23 protein-coding genes are annotated in these 21,384 nt (G+C 58.7%); 17 read left to right on the top strand and 6 right to left on the bottom strand.

Annotated elements, in window-relative coordinates; translation table 11 throughout:
- Window positions 1-2: 2 nt before the first annotated feature.
- The 7 genes from DFR37_RS07930 (at window position 3) to DFR37_RS07955 (ending at window position 5,870) form a co-directional block, all read left to right on the top strand.
- Entirely contained in the window at window positions 3-1,766 is a 1,764-nt protein-coding gene (locus DFR37_RS07930) for a Rieske 2Fe-2S domain-containing protein (RefSeq protein WP_113932684.1), read from the top strand.
- A 10-nt stretch (window positions 1,767-1,776) separates the two neighbouring features.
- Window positions 1,777-2,439 (top strand): glutathione S-transferase family protein, encoded by a 663-nt coding sequence (locus tag DFR37_RS07935; RefSeq protein WP_113932685.1) that lies wholly within the window; start codon window positions 1,777-1,779, stop codon window positions 2,437-2,439.
- A 20-nt stretch (window positions 2,440-2,459) separates the two neighbouring features.
- Window positions 2,460-3,542: a BMP family ABC transporter substrate-binding protein gene (locus DFR37_RS07940; RefSeq protein WP_113932686.1), complete on the top strand. Its 1,083-nt coding sequence runs from the start codon at window positions 2,460-2,462 to the stop codon at window positions 3,540-3,542.
- 364 nt (window positions 3,543-3,906) lie between these two features.
- Window positions 3,907-4,761: a c-type cytochrome gene (locus DFR37_RS07945; protein WP_113932687.1), complete on the top strand. Its 855-nt coding sequence runs from the start codon at window positions 3,907-3,909 to the stop codon at window positions 4,759-4,761.
- Between the two features lie 88 nt (window positions 4,762-4,849).
- On the top strand, window positions 4,850-4,990 hold the full coding sequence (locus DFR37_RS22970) for a hypothetical protein (protein WP_170139859.1): 141 nt from the start codon (window positions 4,850-4,852) through the stop codon (window positions 4,988-4,990).
- Window positions 4,991-5,134: 144 nt separating this feature from the next.
- Window positions 5,135-5,431 carry a hypothetical protein gene (locus tag DFR37_RS07950; protein ID WP_113932688.1) on the top strand — a complete coding sequence of 99 codons (297 nt, stop codon included), beginning with the start codon at window positions 5,135-5,137 and terminating at the stop codon, window positions 5,429-5,431.
- Complete coding sequence (locus DFR37_RS07955) at window positions 5,415-5,870, top strand: YaiI/YqxD family protein (protein WP_113932689.1); 456 nt, start codon at window positions 5,415-5,417, stop codon at window positions 5,868-5,870. Before DFR37_RS07950 ends, DFR37_RS07955 begins: the two co-directional genes overlap by 17 nt.
- 45 nt (window positions 5,871-5,915) lie before the next feature.
- Here DFR37_RS07955 and DFR37_RS07960 read toward each other — a convergent pair whose 3' ends face one another.
- The gene (locus DFR37_RS07960; protein WP_113932690.1) at window positions 5,916-6,770 is read right to left on the bottom strand and encodes a class I SAM-dependent methyltransferase; all 855 of its coding nucleotides are present in this window, start codon (window positions 6,768-6,770) and stop codon (window positions 5,916-5,918) included.
- Between the two features lie 288 nt (window positions 6,771-7,058).
- On the opposite strand from DFR37_RS07960, the gene DFR37_RS07965 reads away from it, so the two are divergent.
- Complete coding sequence (locus tag DFR37_RS07965) at window positions 7,059-8,891, top strand: cation:proton antiporter (protein ID WP_113932691.1); 1,833 nt, start codon at window positions 7,059-7,061, stop codon at window positions 8,889-8,891.
- A gap of 83 nt (window positions 8,892-8,974) precedes the next feature.
- On the opposite strand, the gene DFR37_RS07970 is transcribed toward DFR37_RS07965, so the two are convergent.
- Complete coding sequence (locus tag DFR37_RS07970; protein ID WP_242341749.1) at window positions 8,975-9,625, bottom strand: hypothetical protein; 651 nt, start codon at window positions 9,623-9,625, stop codon at window positions 8,975-8,977.
- 190 nt (window positions 9,626-9,815) lie between these two features.
- Here DFR37_RS07970 and DFR37_RS07975 point away from each other — a divergent pair, with 190 nt between their 5' ends.
- The 3 genes from DFR37_RS07975 (at window position 9,816) to DFR37_RS07985 (ending at window position 13,222) form a co-directional block, all read left to right on the top strand.
- A complete protein-coding gene (locus tag DFR37_RS07975) occupies window positions 9,816-10,076 on the top strand; it encodes a DUF2249 domain-containing protein (RefSeq protein ID WP_113932693.1) in 261 nt (86 codons plus the stop codon).
- A 173-nt stretch (window positions 10,077-10,249) separates the two neighbouring features.
- On the top strand, window positions 10,250-11,458 hold the full coding sequence (gene kch / locus DFR37_RS07980) for a voltage-gated potassium channel protein (protein ID WP_379881378.1): 1,209 nt from the start codon (window positions 10,250-10,252) through the stop codon (window positions 11,456-11,458).
- Window positions 11,459-11,560: 102 nt separating this feature from the next.
- Window positions 11,561-13,222, top strand: coding sequence for an ABC-F family ATP-binding cassette domain-containing protein (locus DFR37_RS07985; protein WP_113932695.1), 1,662 nt, complete (start codon window positions 11,561-11,563; stop codon window positions 13,220-13,222).
- Between the two features lie 5 nt (window positions 13,223-13,227).
- Here the strand turns inward: DFR37_RS07985 and DFR37_RS07990 are convergent, their stop codons facing one another.
- A complete protein-coding gene (locus tag DFR37_RS07990; protein WP_113932696.1) occupies window positions 13,228-13,866 on the bottom strand; it encodes a carbonic anhydrase in 639 nt (212 codons plus the stop codon).
- Window positions 13,867-13,920: 54 nt separating this feature from the next.
- Window positions 13,921-14,394: an NADAR family protein gene (locus DFR37_RS07995; RefSeq protein WP_113932697.1), complete on the bottom strand. Its 474-nt coding sequence runs from the start codon at window positions 14,392-14,394 to the stop codon at window positions 13,921-13,923.
- Between the two features lie 192 nt (window positions 14,395-14,586).
- On the opposite strand from DFR37_RS07995, the gene DFR37_RS08000 reads away from it, so the two are divergent.
- The 3 genes from DFR37_RS08000 to DFR37_RS08010 all read left to right on the top strand — a co-directional run bounded on the left by DFR37_RS08000 (window position 14,587) and on the right by DFR37_RS08010 (window position 16,888).
- Window positions 14,587-14,901 carry a MatE family transporter gene (locus DFR37_RS08000; protein WP_242341748.1) on the top strand — a complete coding sequence of 105 codons (315 nt, stop codon included), beginning with the start codon at window positions 14,587-14,589 and terminating at the stop codon, window positions 14,899-14,901.
- Between the two features lie 92 nt (window positions 14,902-14,993).
- Window positions 14,994-15,800, top strand: a complete 807-nt coding sequence (locus DFR37_RS08005; protein WP_113932698.1) for a DUF72 domain-containing protein — start codon at window positions 14,994-14,996, stop codon at window positions 15,798-15,800.
- Window positions 15,801-16,006: 206 nt separating this feature from the next.
- Complete coding sequence (locus DFR37_RS08010) at window positions 16,007-16,888, top strand: lipid A biosynthesis lauroyl acyltransferase (RefSeq protein ID WP_113932699.1); 882 nt, start codon at window positions 16,007-16,009, stop codon at window positions 16,886-16,888.
- Between the two features lie 78 nt (window positions 16,889-16,966).
- On the opposite strand, the gene DFR37_RS08015 is transcribed toward DFR37_RS08010, so the two are convergent.
- A complete protein-coding gene (locus tag DFR37_RS08015; RefSeq protein ID WP_113932700.1) occupies window positions 16,967-17,536 on the bottom strand; it encodes an NADPH-dependent FMN reductase in 570 nt (189 codons plus the stop codon).
- Between the two features lie 369 nt (window positions 17,537-17,905).
- Here DFR37_RS08015 and DFR37_RS08020 point away from each other — a divergent pair, with 369 nt between their 5' ends.
- The 3 genes from DFR37_RS08020 to DFR37_RS08030 all read left to right on the top strand — a co-directional run bounded on the left by DFR37_RS08020 (window position 17,906) and on the right by DFR37_RS08030 (window position 20,858).
- On the top strand, window positions 17,906-19,030 hold the full coding sequence (locus DFR37_RS08020; protein ID WP_113932701.1) for a mechanosensitive ion channel family protein: 1,125 nt from the start codon (window positions 17,906-17,908) through the stop codon (window positions 19,028-19,030).
- 137 nt (window positions 19,031-19,167) lie between these two features.
- A complete protein-coding gene (locus DFR37_RS08025; protein WP_170139860.1) occupies window positions 19,168-20,043 on the top strand; it encodes an alpha/beta fold hydrolase in 876 nt (291 codons plus the stop codon).
- Window positions 20,044-20,213: 170 nt separating this feature from the next.
- Window positions 20,214-20,858, top strand: a complete 645-nt coding sequence (locus tag DFR37_RS08030) for a phosphoribosyltransferase (protein WP_113932702.1) — start codon at window positions 20,214-20,216, stop codon at window positions 20,856-20,858.
- Window positions 20,859-21,016: 158 nt separating this feature from the next.
- Here the strand turns inward: DFR37_RS08030 and DFR37_RS08035 are convergent, their stop codons facing one another.
- Window positions 21,017-21,244: a hypothetical protein gene (locus DFR37_RS08035; protein ID WP_218951423.1), complete on the bottom strand. Its 228-nt coding sequence runs from the start codon at window positions 21,242-21,244 to the stop codon at window positions 21,017-21,019.
- Between the last annotated feature and the right edge of the window lie 140 nt (window positions 21,245-21,384).

Here is a 21,384-nt window from a genome sequence, read left to right on the forward strand (position 1 = left end):
GCATGGCAGTCATAGATTCCCGCACTTGGTACCCAATAGCGCGCAGCGAAGAAGCCCCCAAGCGCCATGTATACCAGGCCCAGTTATTCGGATACGAACTTGCCGTCTGGCGCGACGACCATGGCGCGCTAAATGTATGGGAGAACCGCTGCCCGCACCGCGGCCTGCGCTTGTCGCTGGGCATCAACAACGGCAAAGAGCTGCGCTGCCAATATCACGGCTGGACCTATGCCAGCCAAACAGGCGCCTGTACCCACGTACCGGCCCATCCGTCGCTGGCCGAGCCGACCAAAGCTTATGCCCCGCCTATCGCCTGTGTCGAACATGAAGGCTTCATCTGGACGGCGCTTGACCCCGCGGCCGCGCGGCCGGCCTTTGCCATTGCCGCAAGCGGCGCAAGGCTCGGCTTGCGCAGCCTTCCCATCAACCGCGACCTCGCCTGTGTACGCCAAGCACTGGCCAATTATCGGTACGATGCGCAAAGCCTCGATGAAGCACCGGCCACAGCCAATACCGCACGCGAAATTACGCCTTACCTTGTCGAAATAAGCGCCCAGCCGCAAGCCGCTTCGGGCTCAACGCCGGCAGTCTTGTATTTTCTGCTGCAGCCGGCCTCGGCCGACAAAACCATAGTGCATGCGGTCATTGCGGGCGCGGAAGGCGAACCGCTGCGAATCAGGCAGTATCACTCACGGTTGATGAACTCGTTGCGGGCCCGGCTGGAAAGCGCCGTCCCCATGCCCGCCGCGCAAGATAACGCCGGTCAGGCCGTGCCGCTGTACAAACTGCTGCCTGTGCGAGCCCCCGCAAAACAAAAATTCGATTGCCGCATCGTAAGCCGCCGGGTGGAATCAGAAGGCGTCATCTCGCTGGAGCTTGCCGCAACGGATCCGGCGCAGCCCCTGCCCATCCTGGCCGCAGGCGCGCACCTGAACCTGACCACTCCCAGCGGACTGACCCGCCAATATTCGGTCGTCAATGGCCCATCAGAGCGCGGCTCGATCATTATCGGAATCAAGCTGGAACCCGATTCGCGCGGCGGGTCAAGATCGATGCATGAAGCAGCCACGGAAGGCACTGTCTTGCAAGCCTCGGTGCCGCGCAATACCTTTCCTCTGGTGCCGTCCGGCAAGCTGCCCATCCTGATAGCCGGCGGCATAGGCATCACCCCATTGCTCTCGATGGCGCAAGCCCTGCAGGCCATGGACGAGCCCTTCGAACTGCATTATTTCGTGCGGGCGCCCGAATACGTTTCGTTCAAGACCCGTATTGCCGCCCTGGGTCCAGCCGTGCAACTGCATATGGGCCTGGCCCCCGCTCAAACGGCGGCAAAGCTTGACGAAATTCTCGGCTCCCGGGCTTTGGGGCAGTCCAAGGTCTACGCCTGCGGACCCAGTCCTATGCTCGAGTCCGTCAAGAGCACAGCGTTGGCCGGCGGCATGGAAGACAGCGACATTCACTTTGAATATTTCAAGAACGATGCACCTGCCGTAACCGGCACGCCGTTTACCGTGCGGTTGGACCGCTCGGGACGGGAACTGAAGGTGAATGCCGGCGAAACCTTGCTGCACGTCTTGCACCAGCACGGAATCGAACTGGAAGCTTCGTGCGAACAAGGCGTTTGCGGCACCTGCTTTACCAATGTGGTCGCGGGTGACATCGAACACCATGACTTGTATCTTTCCGCCGCAGAAAAAGCCTCCGGCAAATGCATGATGCCCTGCGTCTCGCGTGCGCGCTCGGGCACGCTGGTTCTGGACCTGTAAGGCACCCACCATGATCAAACTTTACGATTTTGAACTGTCCGGCAACTGCTATAAAGTGCGGCTGATGCTGTCGATACTGGGCTTGCCCTACGAAACTGAAAACGTCGAATTCTTTCCCGGGCGCCAGCATAAGTCCGAGGCCTTCCTGCGGGTCAACCCGCTGGGCCAATTGCCGGCGTTGCAAGACGGCGACCTGATACTGCGCGACGCGCAGGCAATCCTGGTGTATCTGGCCAGCCGCTATGATCTCAGCCGGAATTGGTACCCTGCGGACAGCCCCGAAACCCTGGGCAAGATCACCATGTGGCTGGCCTTTGCCGACAGCCTGACGAACTCGATTTCCTCGGCCCGCATGCACGACCTGTTTTTCTACGATTTCGATGTCGAACAATGCCGTCAGCGCGCCCACCAACTGCTGCGCATCCTGGACGAGCATTTATGGTTCGAAGAAAGCCAGGGCCGGCAATGGCTATGCACTGCAGACCACGCCAGCATTGCCGACATCGCCTGCTTTCCCTATGTAATGCTGTCCGACGAGGCGGATGTCCCGCTCATCGACTACCCGGCCGTGCGGCGCTGGACCGACAGGATCAAGCGCCTTGAGGGATTCACCCTGATGGCAGGAATTTTTCCCACGTCGGCTGCGCCCCCAGAGCGCGCCGTCGCTCTTTAAGCAAAACCCAAGGAGACAGGATGGAACGTCGTACCGTATTGAAGGCCATGCTCGCGGCAAACGTAGTGGCACTCCCCTGGTCGGCGGCGCTCGCCGCCGGCGATCCGCTGAAAGTAGGGTTCATCTACCTGGGCCCAGTCGGCGACAGCGGATTCGCCTATCAACAAGACCTGGGGCGCAAGAGCCTGGAACACAACATGGGCCAACAGGTCAGCGTGCGTGTTGTACCCAACATCGACGAAGGCCCCGATGCCGAGCGGGTCGCACGCGAGCTGACCCGGGACGGATGCAAGCTTATTTTTGCGGCCTCGTTCGGCTATATGAATCCTGTCATGAAAGTTGCGCGCCAGAATCCGGGCACGTTCTACACGGTTGCCAGCGGCTACCGCACCATGAAGAATTTCGGCGGCTACAACGCCAAATGGCAGGAAGGCAGCTACCTGGCCGGCATTGCGGCGGGCAAGATGACCAAGTCCAACGTCATTGGCTACGTCGCGCCGCACCCGGTACCCGACGTCATGTGGGCAGTGAATGCATTCCTGCTGGGCGCCCGCAGCGTCAATCCTAAAGCCCAGGTCCAGGTCATCTTCGTGAACTCCTGGTACGACCCGGGCAAAGAACGCGAAGCGGCCCTGACGCTGATGAACCTGGGCGCCGACTTCATGACCCACTTCACCGATACGCCCAGCGTGGTCCAGGCGGCCGAAGAAAAAGGCGTGTGGGCGATCTCGTTCCATTCGGATATGTCGAAATACGCACCCACCAAGTACGTCACCGGCATTACCCATAACTGGGGCGATTACTTCACGCAGGTTGCCAAAAACGTCATGGCAGGCACGCAGGAAGGCAATCTGTACTTCGGCGGCATCAAGGAAGGCGTGGTCAAGATGGCGCCTTTCGGCCCCAACGTACCAGCCGAGATAAGCGCTTTGGTCAAGGCCAAAGAACAGGAAATCGCTTCCGGCAAGCTGAACGTCTTTGCCGGCCCTATCAAAGACCAGGCCGGCACAGTGCGCGTCGCGGACGGCAGCGTCTATCCAGATGCCGAACTGGGAAAGATGAACTGGTTCGCCCAAGGGGTCATCGGCGCCGCCGGGAAATAACGCGGCGCGCGGCGCATAGGGGCGCAGTGCAGGCTCTTGTGCGCCGCGGTATAAGCGCTGCTCTTACCGTTGCTTGCCGTTCTGTAAACGGCTTCACCGCGTGTACGCCACGCTTCTCCCCGAAGCGCCTGCACGTCTCCCGTACTCGCTCCAGTCGACTCCGCTTTCTTCCCATACCAACCAACTCAAGGGAAAGACAGCTGCCCGCCCGGTCGTCCTTATCCGCCATATGGCCTATTAAAGACTGACGATCGCGGGCCTAGAATATCTCTCTCCTTGAACATTTTCATACAAAAGCACACACAATTAAAAGTTCGCGGCAAACAAGCTCGCATCGCCGCCAAAAAAAGAAAGAGAGGGAACCATGCGGACATCCTTACGACTTGCGGCCTGCCTTGTGCTGGCGGCACCCTTTGCGACAGGCTGGGCGCAAGATGATGCCCAGATGGTGCGCGGCAAATACCTGATGGAAGGCGTCGTAGCCTGCGCCAATTGCCACATAGCCCGGGGCGACAAAGGCCAGCCCCTGTTTGACAAGGGCATGTCGGGCGGCATGTTGTTCGAAGATGCCGCGTTCAAGGCCCGCGCGCCCAACATTACGCCCGACCCCGAAACCGGAATAGGCAAATGGACCAATGCGCAGCTTGCCAAGGCAATACGTGAAGGAATCCGCCCCGACGGGAGCGTGATCGGGCCGCCCATGCCGATTCCGTTCTACCGCAATATATCCGACTCGGATCTGGCTGCCATCATTGCCTACATAAAAGCGCAGCCGCCTGTAAAACATGTCGTGGCCAAGTCCACCTACAACTTCCCGCTGCCGCCCAACTATGGCCCGCCGCTGGCGCCGGTCCAGGCGCCCGACGCGGCCGACACTTTGAAATACGGCCAATATCTGGCCAACATCGGCCACTGCATGGAATGCCACACTCCGCGCGACAACAAGGGCATGCTGGTTACGTCACGATTGGGCGCGGGCGGCCAGGTATTTCCTGGCCCAGACGGCAGCACAACGCTAAGTGCCAACCTGACCCCGCACGAAAATGGGCTTAAAGACTGGACCGACGCGCAGATTGCCCAGACGATCCGCACCGGCATCGACAAAAATGGCCATCACCTGAAGCCCATCATGGCGTTCGGGTGGTACAAAAACATCAACGACTCGGACATGAACGCACTGATCACCTACTTGCGTTCGCTCAAGCCCGAGCCCTCGTAGGACCCGTGGCCAGGACATTCGGTCAATAGTCCCGGACGTCCGAACTTCCTATGATTCCAACGTAGCCTGTCTATATTCGGAGAATACCGTGTATAAAAACAGCAAATCAGTGCCCTATCCATCAGCCGCCAATACCATCCCGTTCAGCCAGCGTCCGGTCAGCTTGAAACAGGCGCTGCTCATCGCCGTGCTCGGCGGCATCCTGGCGATCATAGCCAGCAGCCTTTAGTCGCCAGCCGCGGTGGCGGCTTAGGCCGCTACTGCCGCGCAAACCAGTCAATTCAAGCCGGGACTTCGCCAGGAGGTATGCCGCGCTCCGCCGAGCCCGGCATACCGTACAATGCCCCACACACATGCAACCGGGCAAATCCCAATGAAAAAGACCGATCTGGAAAAGAACAAAGCCCTTAAATTGCTTGGAAAAATGAAACAAGGCGGTACCCCCGCGCGTTTTTCCGCCGACGCCAACGCCCCAGCCGTCGACCGGCGCCAACAGCGCAAGCTGGACCAAGCCCAAGGGCTGGTGTCGTTTCCGGTAAAAATCAAGCAAACAGTAATTGAAACCATACGCAGCCGCGCCAGCGCACAGGGCCAGAGCACGGACCAGGTTATAGGCGAACTGCTGGAACTTGCCCTGGCAAGCCAGGAAGCCAATGCAAATCTGGGTTGACGCCGATGCCTGTCCGGCGGTCATCAAGGACATTCTGTACCGGGCGGCGGAGCGCTGGAAAATAGCCACGACGCTGGTTGCAAACCAGATGCTCAATACGCCACCGTCGCAGTTCATCAAGGCGCGCCAGGTACCCAGGGGATTTGACGTTGCCGATGCCTACATCGTCGAACAGGCCAGTCCGGGAGATCTGGTCGTTACTGCCGACATCCCCCTGGCCGCCGAAGTCCTGGAAAAAAAAGCCCTGGCCCTGAACCCGCGCGGTGAGCTGTATTCCCCCGAAACAATCAAAGAAAGACTGGCCATCCGCGACATGATGGAAGAGCTACGCAGCAGCGGCGTCGACACAGGCGGGCCAAAAAGCTTCAGCCAGGCAGACCGAAAGGCCTTTGCCAATCAATTGGACAAGCTGCTTTCAAGACTGTCGCGCGCGGCGTAAGGGCCGGCGCTGGACCACGGCCTCAAACCCGACGGCTTCCAGAGATTAAACCGCCCGTTCGGCTGCAGCCGGTTCCGGCGCAAAAAAGCGATCGCGCATTTCTTCCAGGCCCAACATCTTTAGCAAGTTGTCGAGCCGTTCTGTAGCCTTGCGCCGCGGCAGATTCTTGTAGGTGGCAATGATCAGCTCATTTTTCATCGAGTGCTCCCAACCTACCAACTCGGTCACGGTTACTTGGTAGCCATGGGCTTCCAGTTGCAGGCTGCGCAGCACATTGGTTGCCTGGCTGCCGAATTCACGTGTGTGCAGCGGATGGCGCCACAGTTCGGCCAGTGCGCCTGCTCCCAGCGACATGGCTTTTTTGCTGCGCAATACGCTGGCCACCTCGGCCTGACAGCAAGGAACGACAACAATATACTTGGCGTGTTTGTGCAGGGCGAACCGTATGGCGTCATCGGTGGCGGTATTGCAGGCATGCAGCGCCGTCACCATGTCCACGTTGGCCGGCAACCGGTCCGATGTAATCGAGTCGGCCACCGACAGATTCAAGAACGACATGCCTGGAAACCCCAGCCGCTGCGCCAGATCAGTGGCGCTCTTTACCAGCTCTTCGCGTGTTTCGATGCCGTACAAGTGCGAGCGGTCTTGCAATTGCTTGAAAAAAAGGTCGTACAGAATGAATCCCAAATACGACTTGCCCGAACCGTGATCCACCAGGGTAACGCCCTCGCTATCCCGCTTCAGGTCTTTAAGCAAAGGCTCGATAAACTGGAACAGGTGGTAAACCTGCTTGAGCTTGCGGCGGCTGTCCTGGTTCATTTTGCCGTCGCGCGTAAGGATGTGCAGTTCCTTCAATAGCTCAATGGACTGCCCTGGACGGACTTCATTTGAAGATGACATGAGTTGCGGCTAAGCCGAAGATGTGGGTGGATGGCAACTTATTAGTTTAACCAATATTGTCGGGCACCCGAATTGATGCCGCCAAAGACGGCCACTGCATGAGCGACTGGCGAACATGCCGACGATACGGAGTTTAATTGACTGCGCATTGCTCTTGTCGCAGAATAAGCTCCGTTTGCTGCGCTTCGGTTCAGCAGCAGCGAACCTGCAGCCCGTGTAGCGATCCATATAGTCGGCAACTGCAGCGAAAGTTCTTTGACCCTCTTTGTTTTACAGGACAAGCCGAGCATGGGCGAGCACAACATCATGATACTGGCGAGCATCGCCATGGCCGCCATGGCCTGCCAGTGGCTTGCCTGGAAGCTGCGCCTGCCGGCCATCCTGTTCCTTTTACTTGCAGGGCTGTTTGCCGGGCCGGTCATGGGCTGGCTGGATCCAGACGCCCTATTCGGGAATTTGCTGTTTCCCTTTGTCTCCATGTCGGTTGCCGTCATCTTGTTCGAGGGCAGCCTGACGCTTCAGTTCCGGGAAATACGCGGGCTCGAAAAAGTCGTGCGCCGGCTGGTCAGTACCGGCATGCTGATCACCTGGGCAATCACGACGGCCGCAGCTCACTGGATCATGGGCTTCTCGTGGCACATCGCATTGCTGTTCGGGGCAATTACCGTTGTCACCGGGCCGACAGTCATTACACCCCTGCTGCGTACGGTCCGCCCCGTTGCGTCAGTGGCCAATACCTTGCGCTGGGAGGGGATAATCATCGACCCCATCGGCGCGCTGTTGGCCGTTCTGGCTTACGAATTGACCAACGCGCTTTCTCACAACGACGCCTGGGAACACGCCCTGCTGGTATTCGGGCAAACAGTAGTGGTGGGTGTCCTGGCCGGGATTGCCGCTGGTTTCATTGTCAGTGAAATCACCCGCCGAAACTGGCTGGCCGATTATCTGGTCAATGTAACGGTACTGGCCTTGATGTTCGGCGCCTTTGCCGTGTCGAACGAGCTGCAGCACGAATCGGGCCTGCTGTGCGTCACCATCATGGGCATCTGGATGGCCAACAGCAAAGGCGTGCCCACCGAAGAAATCCTGGAGTTCAAAGAAACGCTCAGTCTTTTGCTGCTGTCGGTCCTGTTTATCGTGCTGGCCGCACGCATGGACTTTGAAAGCCTGAGTTCCCTGGGCTGGGAAGCCGGGGCCGTACTTGCCGTCATGCTCGTTATAGCGCGGCCGCTGAAAGTAGCGTTTTCAGCCCTGGGCTCGGCGTTGACATGGCGCGAACGCGTGCTGCTGGCGTGGATAGCGCCGCGCGGAATCGTGGCGGCTGCCGTCTCGGCGCTGTTCGCCCTGAAACTGGAAGCGCTGAACGTGCCGCATGCAGACAAACTTTTGCCGCTGACCTTCGTGGTCATTATTGGCACCGTCATTTTGCAAAGCATCACGGCCCGCCCCGTTGCCCTGGCGCTGGGTCTCGTCGAGCCCGAGCCCGTGGGATTCCTGATTTCGGGCGCCAACCCTGTTGCCCGGGTCGTCGCCGCCGCCCTTCAAAAAGCCGACGTGCCAGTGCGCTTATGCGACAGCGACTGGGACAATATCGCCAAGGCTCGAATGGCAGGCTTGCCCACCTATTACGGCAGCCCAGTCTCCGAACACGCCAAGCGCAACCTCGACCTGACAGGCATAGGGCGCCTGCTGGCGCTGGGCGCCGGCGTTCACTTCAACGAACTCGTCGCCACCCGCTATCGCGACGAATTCGGCAAAAACGCAAGCTATTCGCTACCCAATATGGGCGAAGCAGCTGACACGGCCAACAAACATCAAATAGCATCCGCGCATGGTGGACAGACGCTGTTTGCGAAAGATCTAAACTACTGGCGACTGGCAGGTTTACTGGCCCAAGGCTCCGCCATTCACTCCACCACACTAAGCGACAACTTCAGCTTTGAACAGTATCTGGACAGCCACGACAACGGAATCATTCCGTTATTTGCGATAAACCCCAAGGGCTATGCCGAGCCGTTTACGGTCGAACATACTTTGGTACCCGAGGCGGGTTGGACCATACTTAGCCTGTTCGAACCGGAAGCGGAGAAAAAACACCAAGGCAAAGGCGAAGATACCTGAAGCATTGCAAGCAAATTATGGCGTAGCGAGTATTCAACCAGTCGCGCCACCCCACAATGACGATATGGGGCTTACCGTGTGCGTTACGAGCAAACTACAAGCTCAGGGTTGTCGATTTGCTCCAGGATTCTCCTGACGCGGTCTTGCCACCCATTGGCAAACTCTTCTTTTTCGCCAGCCTGCGCCTGGCCCGCCAGAATTTTTCGCAAAAGCCCCATCACCGAAGGCTCCAAGGGCACAATTTCCGGATGATAGCTAACGCTTACCGTAGCCCCTGTATCCATACGTTGAAAGAGGACCTGGTCATTGAGCGGCGCGTTGAACATCAAGAGATCGCGCCTGACATAGTTACCGCCCAGCCCCTTGAAACCGCCTTCGGCAGCGCACCCGGTAAGAAGACTGACTATGTTGGCAATGACACCGGCCACGCCTTCGTCCAACCCATCTCGGAACTTCACTTTGACCCCCCCGCGCTGCGGTGTCTGGCCTTTATATAAAGATTCCAACGCTTTGAGCGTCATCAAGTAAGCGCCTGCCACCGTAGGACAAGAGTGTCCGGCAAGTTTGACCGCATCAGTGTATGAATACTCGATATTCCCGTCGCTATTGGCACCAAGCAGCTGGGCCAAAGGGTCGTGTACCGTTATTTTGCGGACTTGATTGAAGAAGACTGGGTAGCTCATGGTTTCTCCGGACAATGACTGAACAAGGGCATGATGGGACGGATCGAACAACTATACCGTCCGAACCTCGATAAATGCCGAGAGCCACACCTGGTGATATGGCCTTTTTTGTAAAAGATATATTTTCAATAAACCTTAATGCCAATATGGTTCGAAGGCTTGTCGCACACCGTCCTACCTATAATTAAAAAGCGCATTGCCCCTGGTTGTAAAAATCTATTTAAACCCAAGGAAACCCATCATGACACAAGGTTCAGTTACCCCAGTATCGACACAGGAAATCTATCCATTCGACGCTCGAGGAGTTGCCAAACGCTTTCGCCATGCCGCCATTTTCGGCGCGCTCTCGGCATTGCGCTCGGGGGAAACCATGCGTTTCCTGAACGACCATGACCCGCTACCCCTGCTTTCGCAGATCGAAGGGCACTACGGCGAGCACGTCAGTATTTCCTATGTTTCGCGCGAGCCGGGCCAAATCGTTATCGACTTCCTGGTTGCCTGATACAACGCCAAACTTCCTCAACGCTGTCGTAGCCGCCTGGCAAACACGCTGACAGCCGCACGGCAATATTGAGTATATCAACAGGCAGCCCCGCGTCTCTGCCCAGCAGAATGTCGATCCGTTAAACTGATGCCCGGCCTTACGTAAACCGGAAAGCTTAACGCCTTATGAAACTGCTGCTCTTGAGCAACAAACTAAAACGCTGGCACGAAACGCTACCCCTGCACTGGCTTCTGGCCGTGCTGGTTGCCATCAACGGCTTTGTCCTGCTGCGGCCGGGCATCATGGCCGTCTATGCCATGCATCCGTCTTCAGGATGGAACGGATGGCTGAACGCTGACAGCGTCAGCGTCTTCCTGGACTCGTTCGGTCTGCTCGAAATTCCCCGCCTCATGCTGGGCGCGGGCCTGCAGCTTATGGCACTGGGCCTGATATTCAAGGCGCGAATAGCCTGGACCGTGTCGTTATTATTGTTGGCTTGCACCTGCACGTTCTTCCTGTGGCGGCCTGAAGGGCGCTTCGAACTGCTAATCTATACCGTCGTTCTGATCGTCATGCTGCTGGCCTATTGGCGCCGCTTCGACCGGTCAAGCCTGGCCGCAGGCAGCCTGTTCACCGTATTTAGCATTACATTCCTGCTGGTTTATGCAGTGTTCGGTGCTTTATACCTTGGCGGCGATTTTCGGCCCCATATCACCGACACGATGACCGCTCTTTATTTTTCCATCGTCTCGATGTCCACAGTGGGCTATGGCGACATTACGCCGCAAACCGATGTCGCCCGCATGTTCACGGCATCCATCATTATTCTTGGCATTACTGTTTTCGCAACGTCAATCAGCGCTATTGCCGGCCCCATCATCGGCGGCAATGTACAGCGTCTCGTTAAAGGCAAACTATCCAGGCCCATGAGAAAAAACCATATCATCATTGCCGGCGCCACCCCTCTTGCGCAAAGCGTCTATACCACCCTGCATGAGCGCGGGCACGCCGTTACCGTTATTGTGCGGCCCGACACTACCCATCCCTACCCCGATCAAGCCGACATACTCGTCGGCGACCCTAGCGATACCGCGGTACTGCAGCAAGCCGGCGCCAGCCAAGCCCTGTACGTGCTGGCATTGCGCGACGACGATCCGGAAAATGCCTTCATTATTCTGGCGGCAAAAGAGGTTTGCGGCGAACAGACACGTACCGTGGCCCTGGCGAATACGGCCACCCACCTGAAAAAGATAAAACAGGTCGGCCCCGACATTGTGTTTTCCCTGCAATCTCTGGGCGCGGAAATACTATCGCGCACCGTCGCCGGGGAACCCATCGACAACGACATGATTACCAAGCTGCTTTTTCAGAACGGAACCGGCCCGGCAGATCCCTTTTAGCTTCCGGGGCGCTCAGGGTGAAACCGGCTTCAGCGCGCTGGGTGCTACAATCTTTGCCTCTGCGAGCGGGTTTCACTGCCTCGCCAAAAACAAAGACCCCCAATGATTACCCTCAAGAACGTGACCTTGCGTCGCAGCAGCAAAGTATTGCTGGACCAGGCCAGTGTCACGATCAATCCCGGCGAAAACGTCGGTCTCGTCGGACGCAACGGAGCAGGGAAATCTTCCTTGTTTGCCGTGCTCAACGGCAGCTTGCACGAAGACGGCGGCGAATTCTCCATACCAACGCAATGGCGCATGTCCCAGGTGGCTCAGGATATGCCCGAAACCGACCAAAGCGCCACTGATTTTGTGGTTGCCGGCGATACCGGCCTGCTTGCCGCCCAGAACGAAGTCGCCCTGGCCGAAGCCAGCGACGACGGCATGCGCATGGCGCACGCCTATATGGCCTTGCACGATGCAGGCGCCCACGATGCGCCGGCACGGGCCCAAGGCTTGATCCTGGGGCTAGGCTTCAGCGTGGCCGAACTTGACCGTCCGGTGAACAGTTTTTCGGGCGGCTGGCGCATGCGTCTGCAGCTCGCGCGCGCCCTGATGTGCCCGTCGGAACTGCTGCTGCTTGACGAGCCCACCAACCACCTGGACCTGGACGCGCTGGTATGGCTGGAGGCCTGGCTGAAGCACTACGCGGGCACCATCATTGTCATCAGCCATGATCGCGAATTCCTGGACTCGATCACGAACGTCACCATACATATCGACCAATCCAAGCTTGTGCGCTACGGCGGCAATTACAGCAAGTTCGAAGACATGCGCGCCGAGCAGCTGATATTGCGCCAGGCCGCTCAAGCCAAGCAGCAGGAAAAAGCCGCCCACCTGCAGAAATTCATCGATCGCTTCAAGGCCAAGGCCAGCAAAGCCAAGCAGGCCCAAAGCCGGGTCAAGGCGCTGGAGCGCATGGAAAAAATCGCGCCCATCCTGGCCGACGCCGAGTTCCAGTTCGAATTCAAAGAGCCCTTCAGCCTGCCCAACCCCATGCTGTCCATGTCGGATGCCAGCTTCGGCTATCCGCCGTCCGAAGACGCGCCCGCCGGCACACCACCCACCACCATAGTCCAGCGCGTCAACCGTTCTGTCCTGGCCGGCCAGCGCATTGGCATACTGGGCGCCAACGGCCAGGGTAAATCGACGCTGGTCAAGACCATAGCCGGGGCCTTGCAGCCGATTGCAGGCGAGATCATTACCGGCAAGGGGCTGAACATCGGCTACTTCTCACAGCAGGAATTGGACGTGCTGCGCCCCGCCGACACTCCTCTGGAGCACATGATACGCCTGGCCCGCGACACTCCGGCCAGCGTGCGGCCCAGCGCCATGGAGTGCCGGGAGCAAGGGCTGCGCAATTTTCTTGGCACCTTCAATTTCAGCGGCGATATGGTCAAGCAGGCCGTGGGCAGTATGAGCGGCGGCGAAAAAGCCCGTCTCGTACTGTGCATGATAGTTTGGCAACGCCCGAATTTGCTGCTGCTGGACGAGCCGACCAATCACCTGGACCTGGCCACCCGCGAAGCTTTAAGTGTTGCCCTGAACGAATTCGAAGGCTCGGTCATGCTGGTAAGCCACGACCGCGCCCTGTTGCGTTCGGTCTGCGACGAATTCTGGCTGGTCTCGCGCGGCGGCCTGAGCGACTTCGCGGGCGACCTGGACGACTATCAGGTTTACCTATTGGAAGAGGCGCGCCGTCAGCGGGATGCCGTGGCGGTGTAATTGCGTTATGGCAGGGCGCAAGGCTGAAACCGCCCAGTGAGGGGATCGCGAATAAAAAGCAAGCCCGTCGCAATGCCAAAATAAGCACCGTGCAGCATAAGCTCGCCTTTGTCGACCGCGTCGCGAACCGCGGGGAAAGTCATGAGATTGTCAAGGCTGTATTCAATGACGCCCCACTCCAGATTGCGGATCCAGGTTTGCCGGTCGCCGTCTTGCGGCCCCACACGCTCTGCCACAGGCTTTATCTGCGACATCCACTTGCCAATGAAGTCGCGCTTTGTCAATGGCGCCGCATTGTTGGCAAAGGCTGCGACGCCACCGCAACTGGCATGGCCCAGCACCACAATGTGCTTGACTTTGAGCGCGTTCACGCCGAACTCGATTGCGGCGCTTGTTCCGTGGAATGATGTGTCGGGATCGGCCTCGCTGGGCGGGACGATGTTGGCGATATTGCGGATGACAAACATTTCGCCTGGACGCGCATTGAAAATTATTTCCGGCGCGACACGCGAATCACCACAGCCGATGACCATTATTTCAGGGTGCTGTCCATTTTCCGCCAGGTCCTGATAGCGTTCACGCTCTTGCGAGAGGCTGCCTGCGAGAAACGACGAATAACCCTGGGTTAGTCTTTCTGGAAACACATTCACTCCTTCATATATGGAATTTATAATTTTAAACCCCATAAGGCTGGATGATTAACGTGCTTTCAACTCCTCGCGAAGTTCCGTCAAAATCCCGCAAAACACCACAGCCGGCAGCGAAGTCGCAGGAGACTCCGGTTCCGGGCCGGTGTTGTGCACCAGATCGAGCCCGTCCGTGGAAAGCAGTACCTTCTGCAATCCGATCGATTGTTCAATGCGAGCCCTTATCGCCCGTCCTATAAGCCGGTGATGATCGGCGCAGCCATAGGCGATGCGTCCCCCAGCCCAATACACCGCGCTTCGATCCGCCTGGCTTGCCAGGTTTTTTGCGTCTTGGCCGCTCGAGCAAAACGCCACGGCCCGCAGCGAGTCGCCTTCCGGGAACTTGATGCCCTGAATGAACCCCTCGACCGAGGCAAAAAGGTTGTCCTCGAGAACAAAAGGCGAAAGAGCGAAGTTCGATAGTGCCACGCCGCGCCAGTCCGTCGAAGTACTGGACACGTTCAAACTGGAAGAGGTTGTTTCCATTGCATTGTCCTCGCAAACGGTAGCCATAATGATGAAAAATGTGGTCCGGCGATACGATAACAGAATGGCTGCGTGCTATGGTCGCGAGACGTTGCCTGGCACGCTCCTTGCTGGATTCATGCGCCGCGGGATCGACGCTGCAATGGGGTTCGCTCGATACAGGTCCCACGCAAACATCAACGGGAGACTACTATGGCAACGGATAAAGATCTGGAACGGGCTCGGCAAGGAAAGGAGTTCGACGAACCGGCCAGTCTGGTAAAGACCGGCCCCGCGCAACCCGCGCTTGGCCCCAGCGACTCCAGTGATTCGGGCAACGACCTGCCGGCTTCCATGCCGGACACAGACAGCGACCGGAACAATACAGGCGAACGCCCCCAAGTGGAAAACAAAGGAGAAGCACCCCTGGAGGACGACATCGAACCCGACAAAATCGTGCCGGCCGACAACGCGGGACTCGCCCATACTCCTCCAGACCCCGTCCGCAATGGCGGAAGGTCGCGCTGACGAGCTGTCCTGAACTGCCTTCCGCCCCTTCGCAACCCCAGGGACCACCGCCATCTACAATGCCGGACGGACAGCAGAATTGGAGGGTTCCCATGAGCAAAAACGGCAGCGGCACTATTCGGGTCGGCATCGGCGGCTGGAGCTATGAACCATGGCAAGGCACCTTCTATCCCGAAGGACATCCACGCAGCCGCGAACTTGAATACGCCAGCCGGCAACTAACATCGATAGAAATCAATAGTACGTACTATGGCGCGCACAAGCCGGAAAGCTTCGCCAAATGGTACGAGCAAACTCCCGATACCTTTGTTTTCGCTGTAAAGGCACCGCGCTATGCGACCCATCGCAAAGTGCTGGCCGATGCGGGACCGACGGTCGAACGTTTTCTGACTGGCGGTTTGACCGAACTGAAGCATAAGCTGGGCCCCATCAATTGGCAGTTCATGCCCAACAAGGCGTTCGATGCCGGCGATTTCGAAGCCTTTCTGAAGTTGCTTCCGCCCGCCGTCAATGGTTTATCCCTGCGGCACGCTATCGAAGTGCGCCATGAAAGCTTCGTGACGCCGAAATTCATTGAGCTGGCCCGGCAGTATGGCGTTGCGGTGGTGGCGGACGCCGATTCGAAATTTCCGTTAATCACGGACGCGGCCGCGCCTTTCGCCTATATCCGCCTGATGGGCACGCAGCAAGGCGAACCGCTCGGCTACCCTGCGGCCGTGCTCGAGCTATGGAGCCAGCGCGCAAAGATCTGGGCCAAAGGCGCAACGCCGGATAGCCTGGCCAGGCTTGCACCCACCTTGCCGGGCTCCGGCCCGCGCGACGTCTATGTTTATGTGATCGGCGGCAACAAGGTTGCCAACCCCTGCGCGGCAAAGTGGCTTATGGCGCGGCTGGCTTGAACGCTTGCAGCCAGGAACGTATTGCGCCTGGCGCTTGATCGCTTACTTAATATTGCAACATACCGCGCATGATCTTGCTGGCCGGGTGGTACCATCAAAAGACCAGCTTCATGTGCGATTCATTTTTCAATGCTTGCGCACTGCAGGATCTTCTCTCGCCTATACCGCTACCGTCGTTTAGCGCCTAGGCCCTACCAGGCGAAAATTTGAATCAAAAAACCCAGCATGCCTTGACCTCGGGTCTATTGCGCATGCTTGCCGTCCTGCCCTATGGGCTGGTCGCGCGGGCCGGCGAAACACTCGGCCAATTACTGTATCGGCTTCCAAGCAAGCGCAAACGCATTCTGCATACAAATCTGCGGCTTTGTTTTCCGGAAAAAACCAAAGCGCAGCGCAACAGCCTGGCATCATCGACATTCCAGCATGTCGTTCGCAGCTACTTCGAGCGCGGCGTGCAGTGGTATGGCAGCGCCAAGACCCTGACCCGCTTGACCGAACTGCACAGCGCCATAGAGCTGGCCGACACGTACGAGCAGCCCACCATCTTTCTGGGATTTCATTTTGCCGGCATCGAAGCGGGATGCGTTTACTATTCCATACACCATGCGCTTGCCTCGCTGTATACGCCAATGTCCAATCAGGCAGTAGAGAATATATCCCGTGTCCAGCGCTCCAGGTTCGGCATCGAAATGGTTCCACGCGGCAGCAGCGCGCGCCAAACCCTTAATATCCTGAAGTCGGGCAAGCCCATCATGCTTGCAGCGGACATGGATTTCGGCTTGCGCGACTCGGTGTTCGTGCCGTTTTTCGGAGTCCAGGCTTGTACCCTTACTGCAGTATCCCGCCTGGCCAAGATCAGCGGAGCGCGGGTGGTGCCCTTCCTGACCGAGGTGCTGCCCGACTACCAAGGCTACAAGCTAAGGATTTTCGAACCGCTGCAAAACTACCCATGCGGCGACGTCAAGGCCGACGCCTTGCTGACCAATCAATTCCTGGAAAGCCAGATACAAGACATTCCAGAGCAATATTACTGGGTGCATCGCCGTTTCAAGCGCCGCCCCGAAGGCGAGCTGCCGGTTTACCAGTAACGGCATGCCGCGTGGCCCGCGGCCCCTTCGCACATAACCGAAGACATGCGTCAGGGCCGCGTCGAGCGACCGATTCGTCTACTTCGGCCTGGCCTCCAGGCAGCGCTGCACGTATTGGCCAAAGCCTGCCACGAACAAGCCCAACTGCTGGCGCACGCCGGCATCGACAAGGTTGCCATCGCGATCGAACCGTTCGCCGGCACGCGAAACAAGCAGGCGTTGCTCGAACCAAGGCTGGGTGCCCAGCGCACGCAGGACCGGCAGCCAGCCGCTTTGCGACAGCACGGTTCCAAAGCCGCCCGGGGAAGCGCCGATCAATGCCACCGGCTTGCCCGTGAAAATGCGCTGCCCATCGGCGGGCGGACGCGAGGCCCAGTCAATAGCGTTCTTGAAGACGCCAGGAACGCCATTGTTGTATTCGGGTGTCACCAACAATAACCCGTCGGCGGCCTCGATTTCGTCCTTCAGCCGCGCTACCGCCGCCGGTATGCCCTGCTCTTCGATGTCGCCGTTGTACAGTGGAATATCGTCAATGGATACGGCCTGAAGGGTTGCGCCGGCAGGCGCCAGCTCGACCGCTGTCCGAAGCAGTCCTCGATTATAGGAATGGCGTCGCAGACTTCCGGCAATGCCGATCAGCTTGATCATGAACGTTCTCCTTGGATGAAAGGCACTAGCATGGCCTACGCCTTTTGCTGATCTGCGCACAGCCACACCGACGCCGCAGTCAGCATGGCTTGCAGCCCGGGCAGCCCGCCGCAGGAATACTGTGCGGCAACGTAGATCATACGCTCGGCCGGAGCTGGAACGCTACACCGCCCAACGTACAACCGTCGAGGGGGCGCGTCGGTCACTGCCGCAAGACCTGCATGCCGCCCAGGTGCGGTACTTGCTGCACCGTCCCGGCACGCCCTGGCGAAGTTGCACCAAGTCCTGGATCTGAGGTGACGCGACCACATGCGCAACAGCCAGCCGCCGCCATAGAGCATGGTTCACTTACTGCGGAGGTCAGTCCGAATGCAGTTCCCAGCCTTCCTCGATTCGGTTCCCGATGCCATCAAACCCTGGCTGGTTCTTGTCCTTACAATGCTGGTGGCTATCGTCATCGCGCTCGTCCTGCATCACGCAGGCATCGCCGTGCTGCGCCGCGTATTGGCCCGCCACCCCTACCTGCAGGGCATCACGTCGGCCACCTACCGCGCAAGCCGAAGCGTCGCCGTCCTTTTCGCGGTTCGTGTGGTGTTGAGCGGCGCACCCGACAATACACCGCATATTGCGGGAGTGTCGTACATTGCCACCATCCTGCTCATCATCGCGCTGACCTGGCTGGCCCACCGATGCATCTACGCCGTCAGCGAGACCACGGTCCGGCTCAACCCCTATGACATCGCCGACAACCTGCGCGCTCGGCGCCTTCTAACCCAGACCCGGGTGCTGACCCGCAGCGCCCATGCCATCGTCGCGCTGATAGGACTTTCGTTCGTGCTGCTGAGCCTGCCCGGAGCGCGCCAAATTGGGGCCAGTTTGCTGGCGTCGGCCGGTGTCGCAGGCCTGGTCGCCGGTATTGCCGCCCGCCCGGTTCTGGGCAACTTCATCGCCGGCCTGCAAATCGCCTTCACCCAGCCCATCCGCATCGACGATGTGCTGATCGTGGAAGGCGAATGGGGACGCGTGGAGGAAATCACCGGCGCCTTCGTCGTCGTACGCGTCTGGGACGAGCGCCGCCTTATCGTGCCGCTGCAATGGTTCATCGAAAACCCCTTCCAGAATTGGACGCACAGCTCGGCTTCTCTCTTGGGCACAGTCTTTCTATGGCTTGATTTCTCAGTGCCGCTGGAGCCTATCCGCCAGGAGTTCGACCGGCTGTGCAAATCGTCCGACGTTTGGGATGGCCGAGTGAAAGTAGTCCAGGTGACCGACACTTCGGACCGCGCCATGCAGGTGCGATTCCTCGTCAGCGCCGGCGACTCCGGCAAGGCGTTCGACCTGCGCTGTTTCCTGCGCGAGAACCTGATCGCCTATATCGCCACCAACTACCCCGGCGCCCTGCCGCGGCTGCGGGCCGACATCGATGCCGGCGGGCGCGCCGCGCTCGAAGAAGCACGTCCGCAGACCGAACAAGGCAGCAGTCCCGCCCCTTAAGGAGAGAGGAGGCCCCCCTTCACGCCTCCATCCAAGCCAGGACGCACGTTCCGGGAGTCCAAGATCCATCACGCGCAGCCGCCAATTGGCCTGTAGCTTCCGATGCCGTTGGAGAAAGCGCGTCAAAGGAGCTTCTTTTGAAACATTCGCAAATTCCAGTAAAGGGCGGCAGCATCCATCTTGCAGAGACAGGCCTGGGCCACCAGGCTTGCGTGCTGTTCCTGCATGGCTGGCCGCAGGACTGGTCGGCATGGAGGCGGGTCATGGAGCTTGCCGGCCGGCACGTGCACGCGCTGGCCGTCGACTTGCCCGGCATCGGCGGTTCCGTAATGCGCAATCCGCCCGTCACAACGCGCGATATCGCCGATATGTTGAACAGCATTGCTGCCACTTTGGCGCTCAAAAACCTTGCTATCGTGGGGCACGATATCGGCGGCCAGGTCGCTTACGCCTATCTTGGCCGGCACGCAGCCTCGCTTCGGGCGGCGGCTATCATGGACGTCGTCATACCTGGAGTTCCTCCGTGGGAAGACGTGCTTCGCAACCCCGCAATCTGGCATTTTTCCTTCCACGCCATTCCAGAACTTCCAGAACTGCTTGTTGACGGCAAACAGCGTGCATACTTCAATTTTTTCTATGACGCGCTGGCGCGGCATCCGGACCGCATTTTACCGCAAGCCCGCACAGCTTATGCTGCCGCCTACGCCAGCCCCCAGGCCCTGGCAACCGGCTTTGACTGGTATCGCGCCTTTGCCAAGGACGCCGCCGACAACAAGGCTGCGGTAAACAGCAATGGCTCCATCACTACGCCGCTGCTCTACATCAGAGGTCGTCACGAAGCCGGCGATATCAACAAGTATGTAGCGGGATTTCGCAGCGCTGGAATTCAGGCTGTCCGCAGCGCAATCATCGACGATTGCGGGCACTTCGCGCCTGAGGAGCAGCCGGACGAGGTGTGCCACACACTGCTTAGCTTCCTGGAGGAGGTCGGGATGATCCAATGGCAGCGTTGACGACATAAGCCCTTTGGTTGTCCACACACCAGCGTGATGAAATCGCCAATGCCATTGAACAATCCAGAAGATCGGTTAAATCCGATGTGTCGGAGGACCCCGTAGCACAGGCTTGTAGGCACCGAATTTGCTGCTCGCTTAATTTGCCGACCAAGCCGGAGCCGTGCAACATGTCACCTTTTTTTAGCGATCGTGAAGATGCCGGACGGCAATTGGGCGCCGCCATGCCTGTTCACTATCGCGGCCGCGAGGATGTGATCGTCCTGGGCCTGCCACGAGGCGGCGTTCCCGTTGCCCGGGAGGTGGTGAAGGCGCTAGATGCCCCGCTGGATGTTCTTGTTGTGCGCAAGCTGGGCCTCCCCGGCCATCAGGAATACGCCATGGGTGCTATCGCGCCAGGCGGCATTACGATTCTGGATGACTGGGTGGTCAGAAACATGGGCGTGACGCCTGAGGCCATTGACAGGGTCCGGGATGCGGAACAGGCTGAGCTCGAACGTCGGCAAGAGCGCTACCGCCGCGGCCGCCCTCCCCTTGAACTCGCAGGCAAGACGGCCATCCTGGTTGACGACGGCCTTGCTACCGGTTCGACGATGCGGGCGGCCGTGGCAGCAGTGCGCCGTTTGGACGCGGCGGCGGTGGTGATTGCCGTGCCTGTCTCCTCTGCCGAAGCTTGCGAAACACTCGGGCGGCAAGTCGATGAAATCATCTGCCTGTTTACCCCGGACCTGTTTCAGGCAGTCGGAAAGTGGTATGCAGCGTTTCCGCAAACCAGTGACGAAGAAGTAAGCAAGATACTCGCCGGCTCTAGCTGAGAGCGGCTGCCACGAGTTGGTTCAATGCCTATTACCGCACTATGCTGTCAAGCGGCAAATCATTCCCACTCTATTGTAAACAAGAGAAAAAACCTATTTTTTTACAGTAACTTGCAATAAAAGAAAGCACCAATACCACAAAAAATACCATGCTCTGTTTATCCGACTGAAAACTGCTTGCCCTGCCGGCGTTCACGCTCCTGGTCGGCGATCTCGCCCGGCTGCAATGCTAGCTCGGCATCGCTCATACCCTCCAGCACGTCACGCAGACGCAGCGTGCAAGCAATGGGCGGCGGCTCGAATACATACCCGGCCGCGATCATCTCGGCCTTCACTTCCTCGGTGAGGAAAAAGGGTGTGGCTTGGCTGTCTTGGTGCGGCTGCATGATGCTCTTTCCTCCTAGCTCACGGCTCGGCAGGCATTGCCGACCGCTGTCACAATTCGGGATGCTCGCAGGACTGCGGGTCCAACTATTAAACAGGCTCATGGTAGCGAGCAAAAATCGACCTCGTCGTCAGCTCCTGT

It is taken from the genome of Eoetvoesiella caeni (assembly GCF_003315175.1).
GTDB lineage: Bacteria > Pseudomonadota > Gammaproteobacteria > Burkholderiales > Burkholderiaceae_B > Eoetvoesia > Eoetvoesia caeni.

Excerpts from the sequence above, each read along its gene's own strand:
- DFR37_RS08035 (WP_218951423.1), bottom strand. The coding sequence starts at position 21,244 with ATGCAGCCGCACCAAGACAGCCAAGCCACACCCTTTTTCCTCACCGAG.
- DFR37_RS07985 (WP_113932695.1), top strand. The coding sequence starts at position 11,561 with ATGATTACCCTCAAGAACGTGACCTTGCGTCGCAGCAGCAAAGTATTG.
- DFR37_RS08000 (WP_242341748.1), top strand. The coding sequence starts at position 14,587 with ATGGCAACGGATAAAGATCTGGAACGGGCTCGGCAAGGAAAGGAGTTC.
- DFR37_RS07940 (WP_113932686.1), top strand. The coding sequence starts at position 2,460 with ATGGAACGTCGTACCGTATTGAAGGCCATGCTCGCGGCAAACGTAGTG.
- DFR37_RS07995 (WP_113932697.1), bottom strand. The coding sequence starts at position 14,394 with ATGGAAACAACCTCTTCCAGTTTGAACGTGTCCAGTACTTCGACGGAC.
- DFR37_RS07955 (WP_113932689.1), top strand. The coding sequence starts at position 5,415 with ATGCAAATCTGGGTTGACGCCGATGCCTGTCCGGCGGTCATCAAGGAC.
- DFR37_RS07965 (WP_113932691.1), top strand. The coding sequence starts at position 7,059 with ATGGGCGAGCACAACATCATGATACTGGCGAGCATCGCCATGGCCGCC.
- DFR37_RS07930 (WP_113932684.1), top strand. The coding sequence starts at position 3 with ATGGCAGTCATAGATTCCCGCACTTGGTACCCAATAGCGCGCAGCGAA.
- DFR37_RS08030 (WP_113932702.1), top strand. The coding sequence starts at position 20,214 with ATGTCACCTTTTTTTAGCGATCGTGAAGATGCCGGACGGCAATTGGGC.
- DFR37_RS08005 (WP_113932698.1), top strand. The coding sequence starts at position 14,994 with ATGAGCAAAAACGGCAGCGGCACTATTCGGGTCGGCATCGGCGGCTGG.
- DFR37_RS08020 (WP_113932701.1), top strand. The coding sequence starts at position 17,906 with ATGCAGTTCCCAGCCTTCCTCGATTCGGTTCCCGATGCCATCAAACCC.
- DFR37_RS07935 (WP_113932685.1), top strand. The coding sequence starts at position 1,777 with ATGATCAAACTTTACGATTTTGAACTGTCCGGCAACTGCTATAAAGTG.
- DFR37_RS07975 (WP_113932693.1), top strand. The coding sequence starts at position 9,816 with ATGACACAAGGTTCAGTTACCCCAGTATCGACACAGGAAATCTATCCA.
- DFR37_RS08015 (WP_113932700.1), bottom strand. The coding sequence starts at position 17,536 with ATGATCAAGCTGATCGGCATTGCCGGAAGTCTGCGACGCCATTCCTAT.
- DFR37_RS07950 (WP_113932688.1), top strand. The coding sequence starts at position 5,135 with ATGAAAAAGACCGATCTGGAAAAGAACAAAGCCCTTAAATTGCTTGGA.
- DFR37_RS07960 (WP_113932690.1), bottom strand. The coding sequence starts at position 6,770 with ATGTCATCTTCAAATGAAGTCCGTCCAGGGCAGTCCATTGAGCTATTG.
- DFR37_RS07945 (WP_113932687.1), top strand. The coding sequence starts at position 3,907 with ATGCGGACATCCTTACGACTTGCGGCCTGCCTTGTGCTGGCGGCACCC.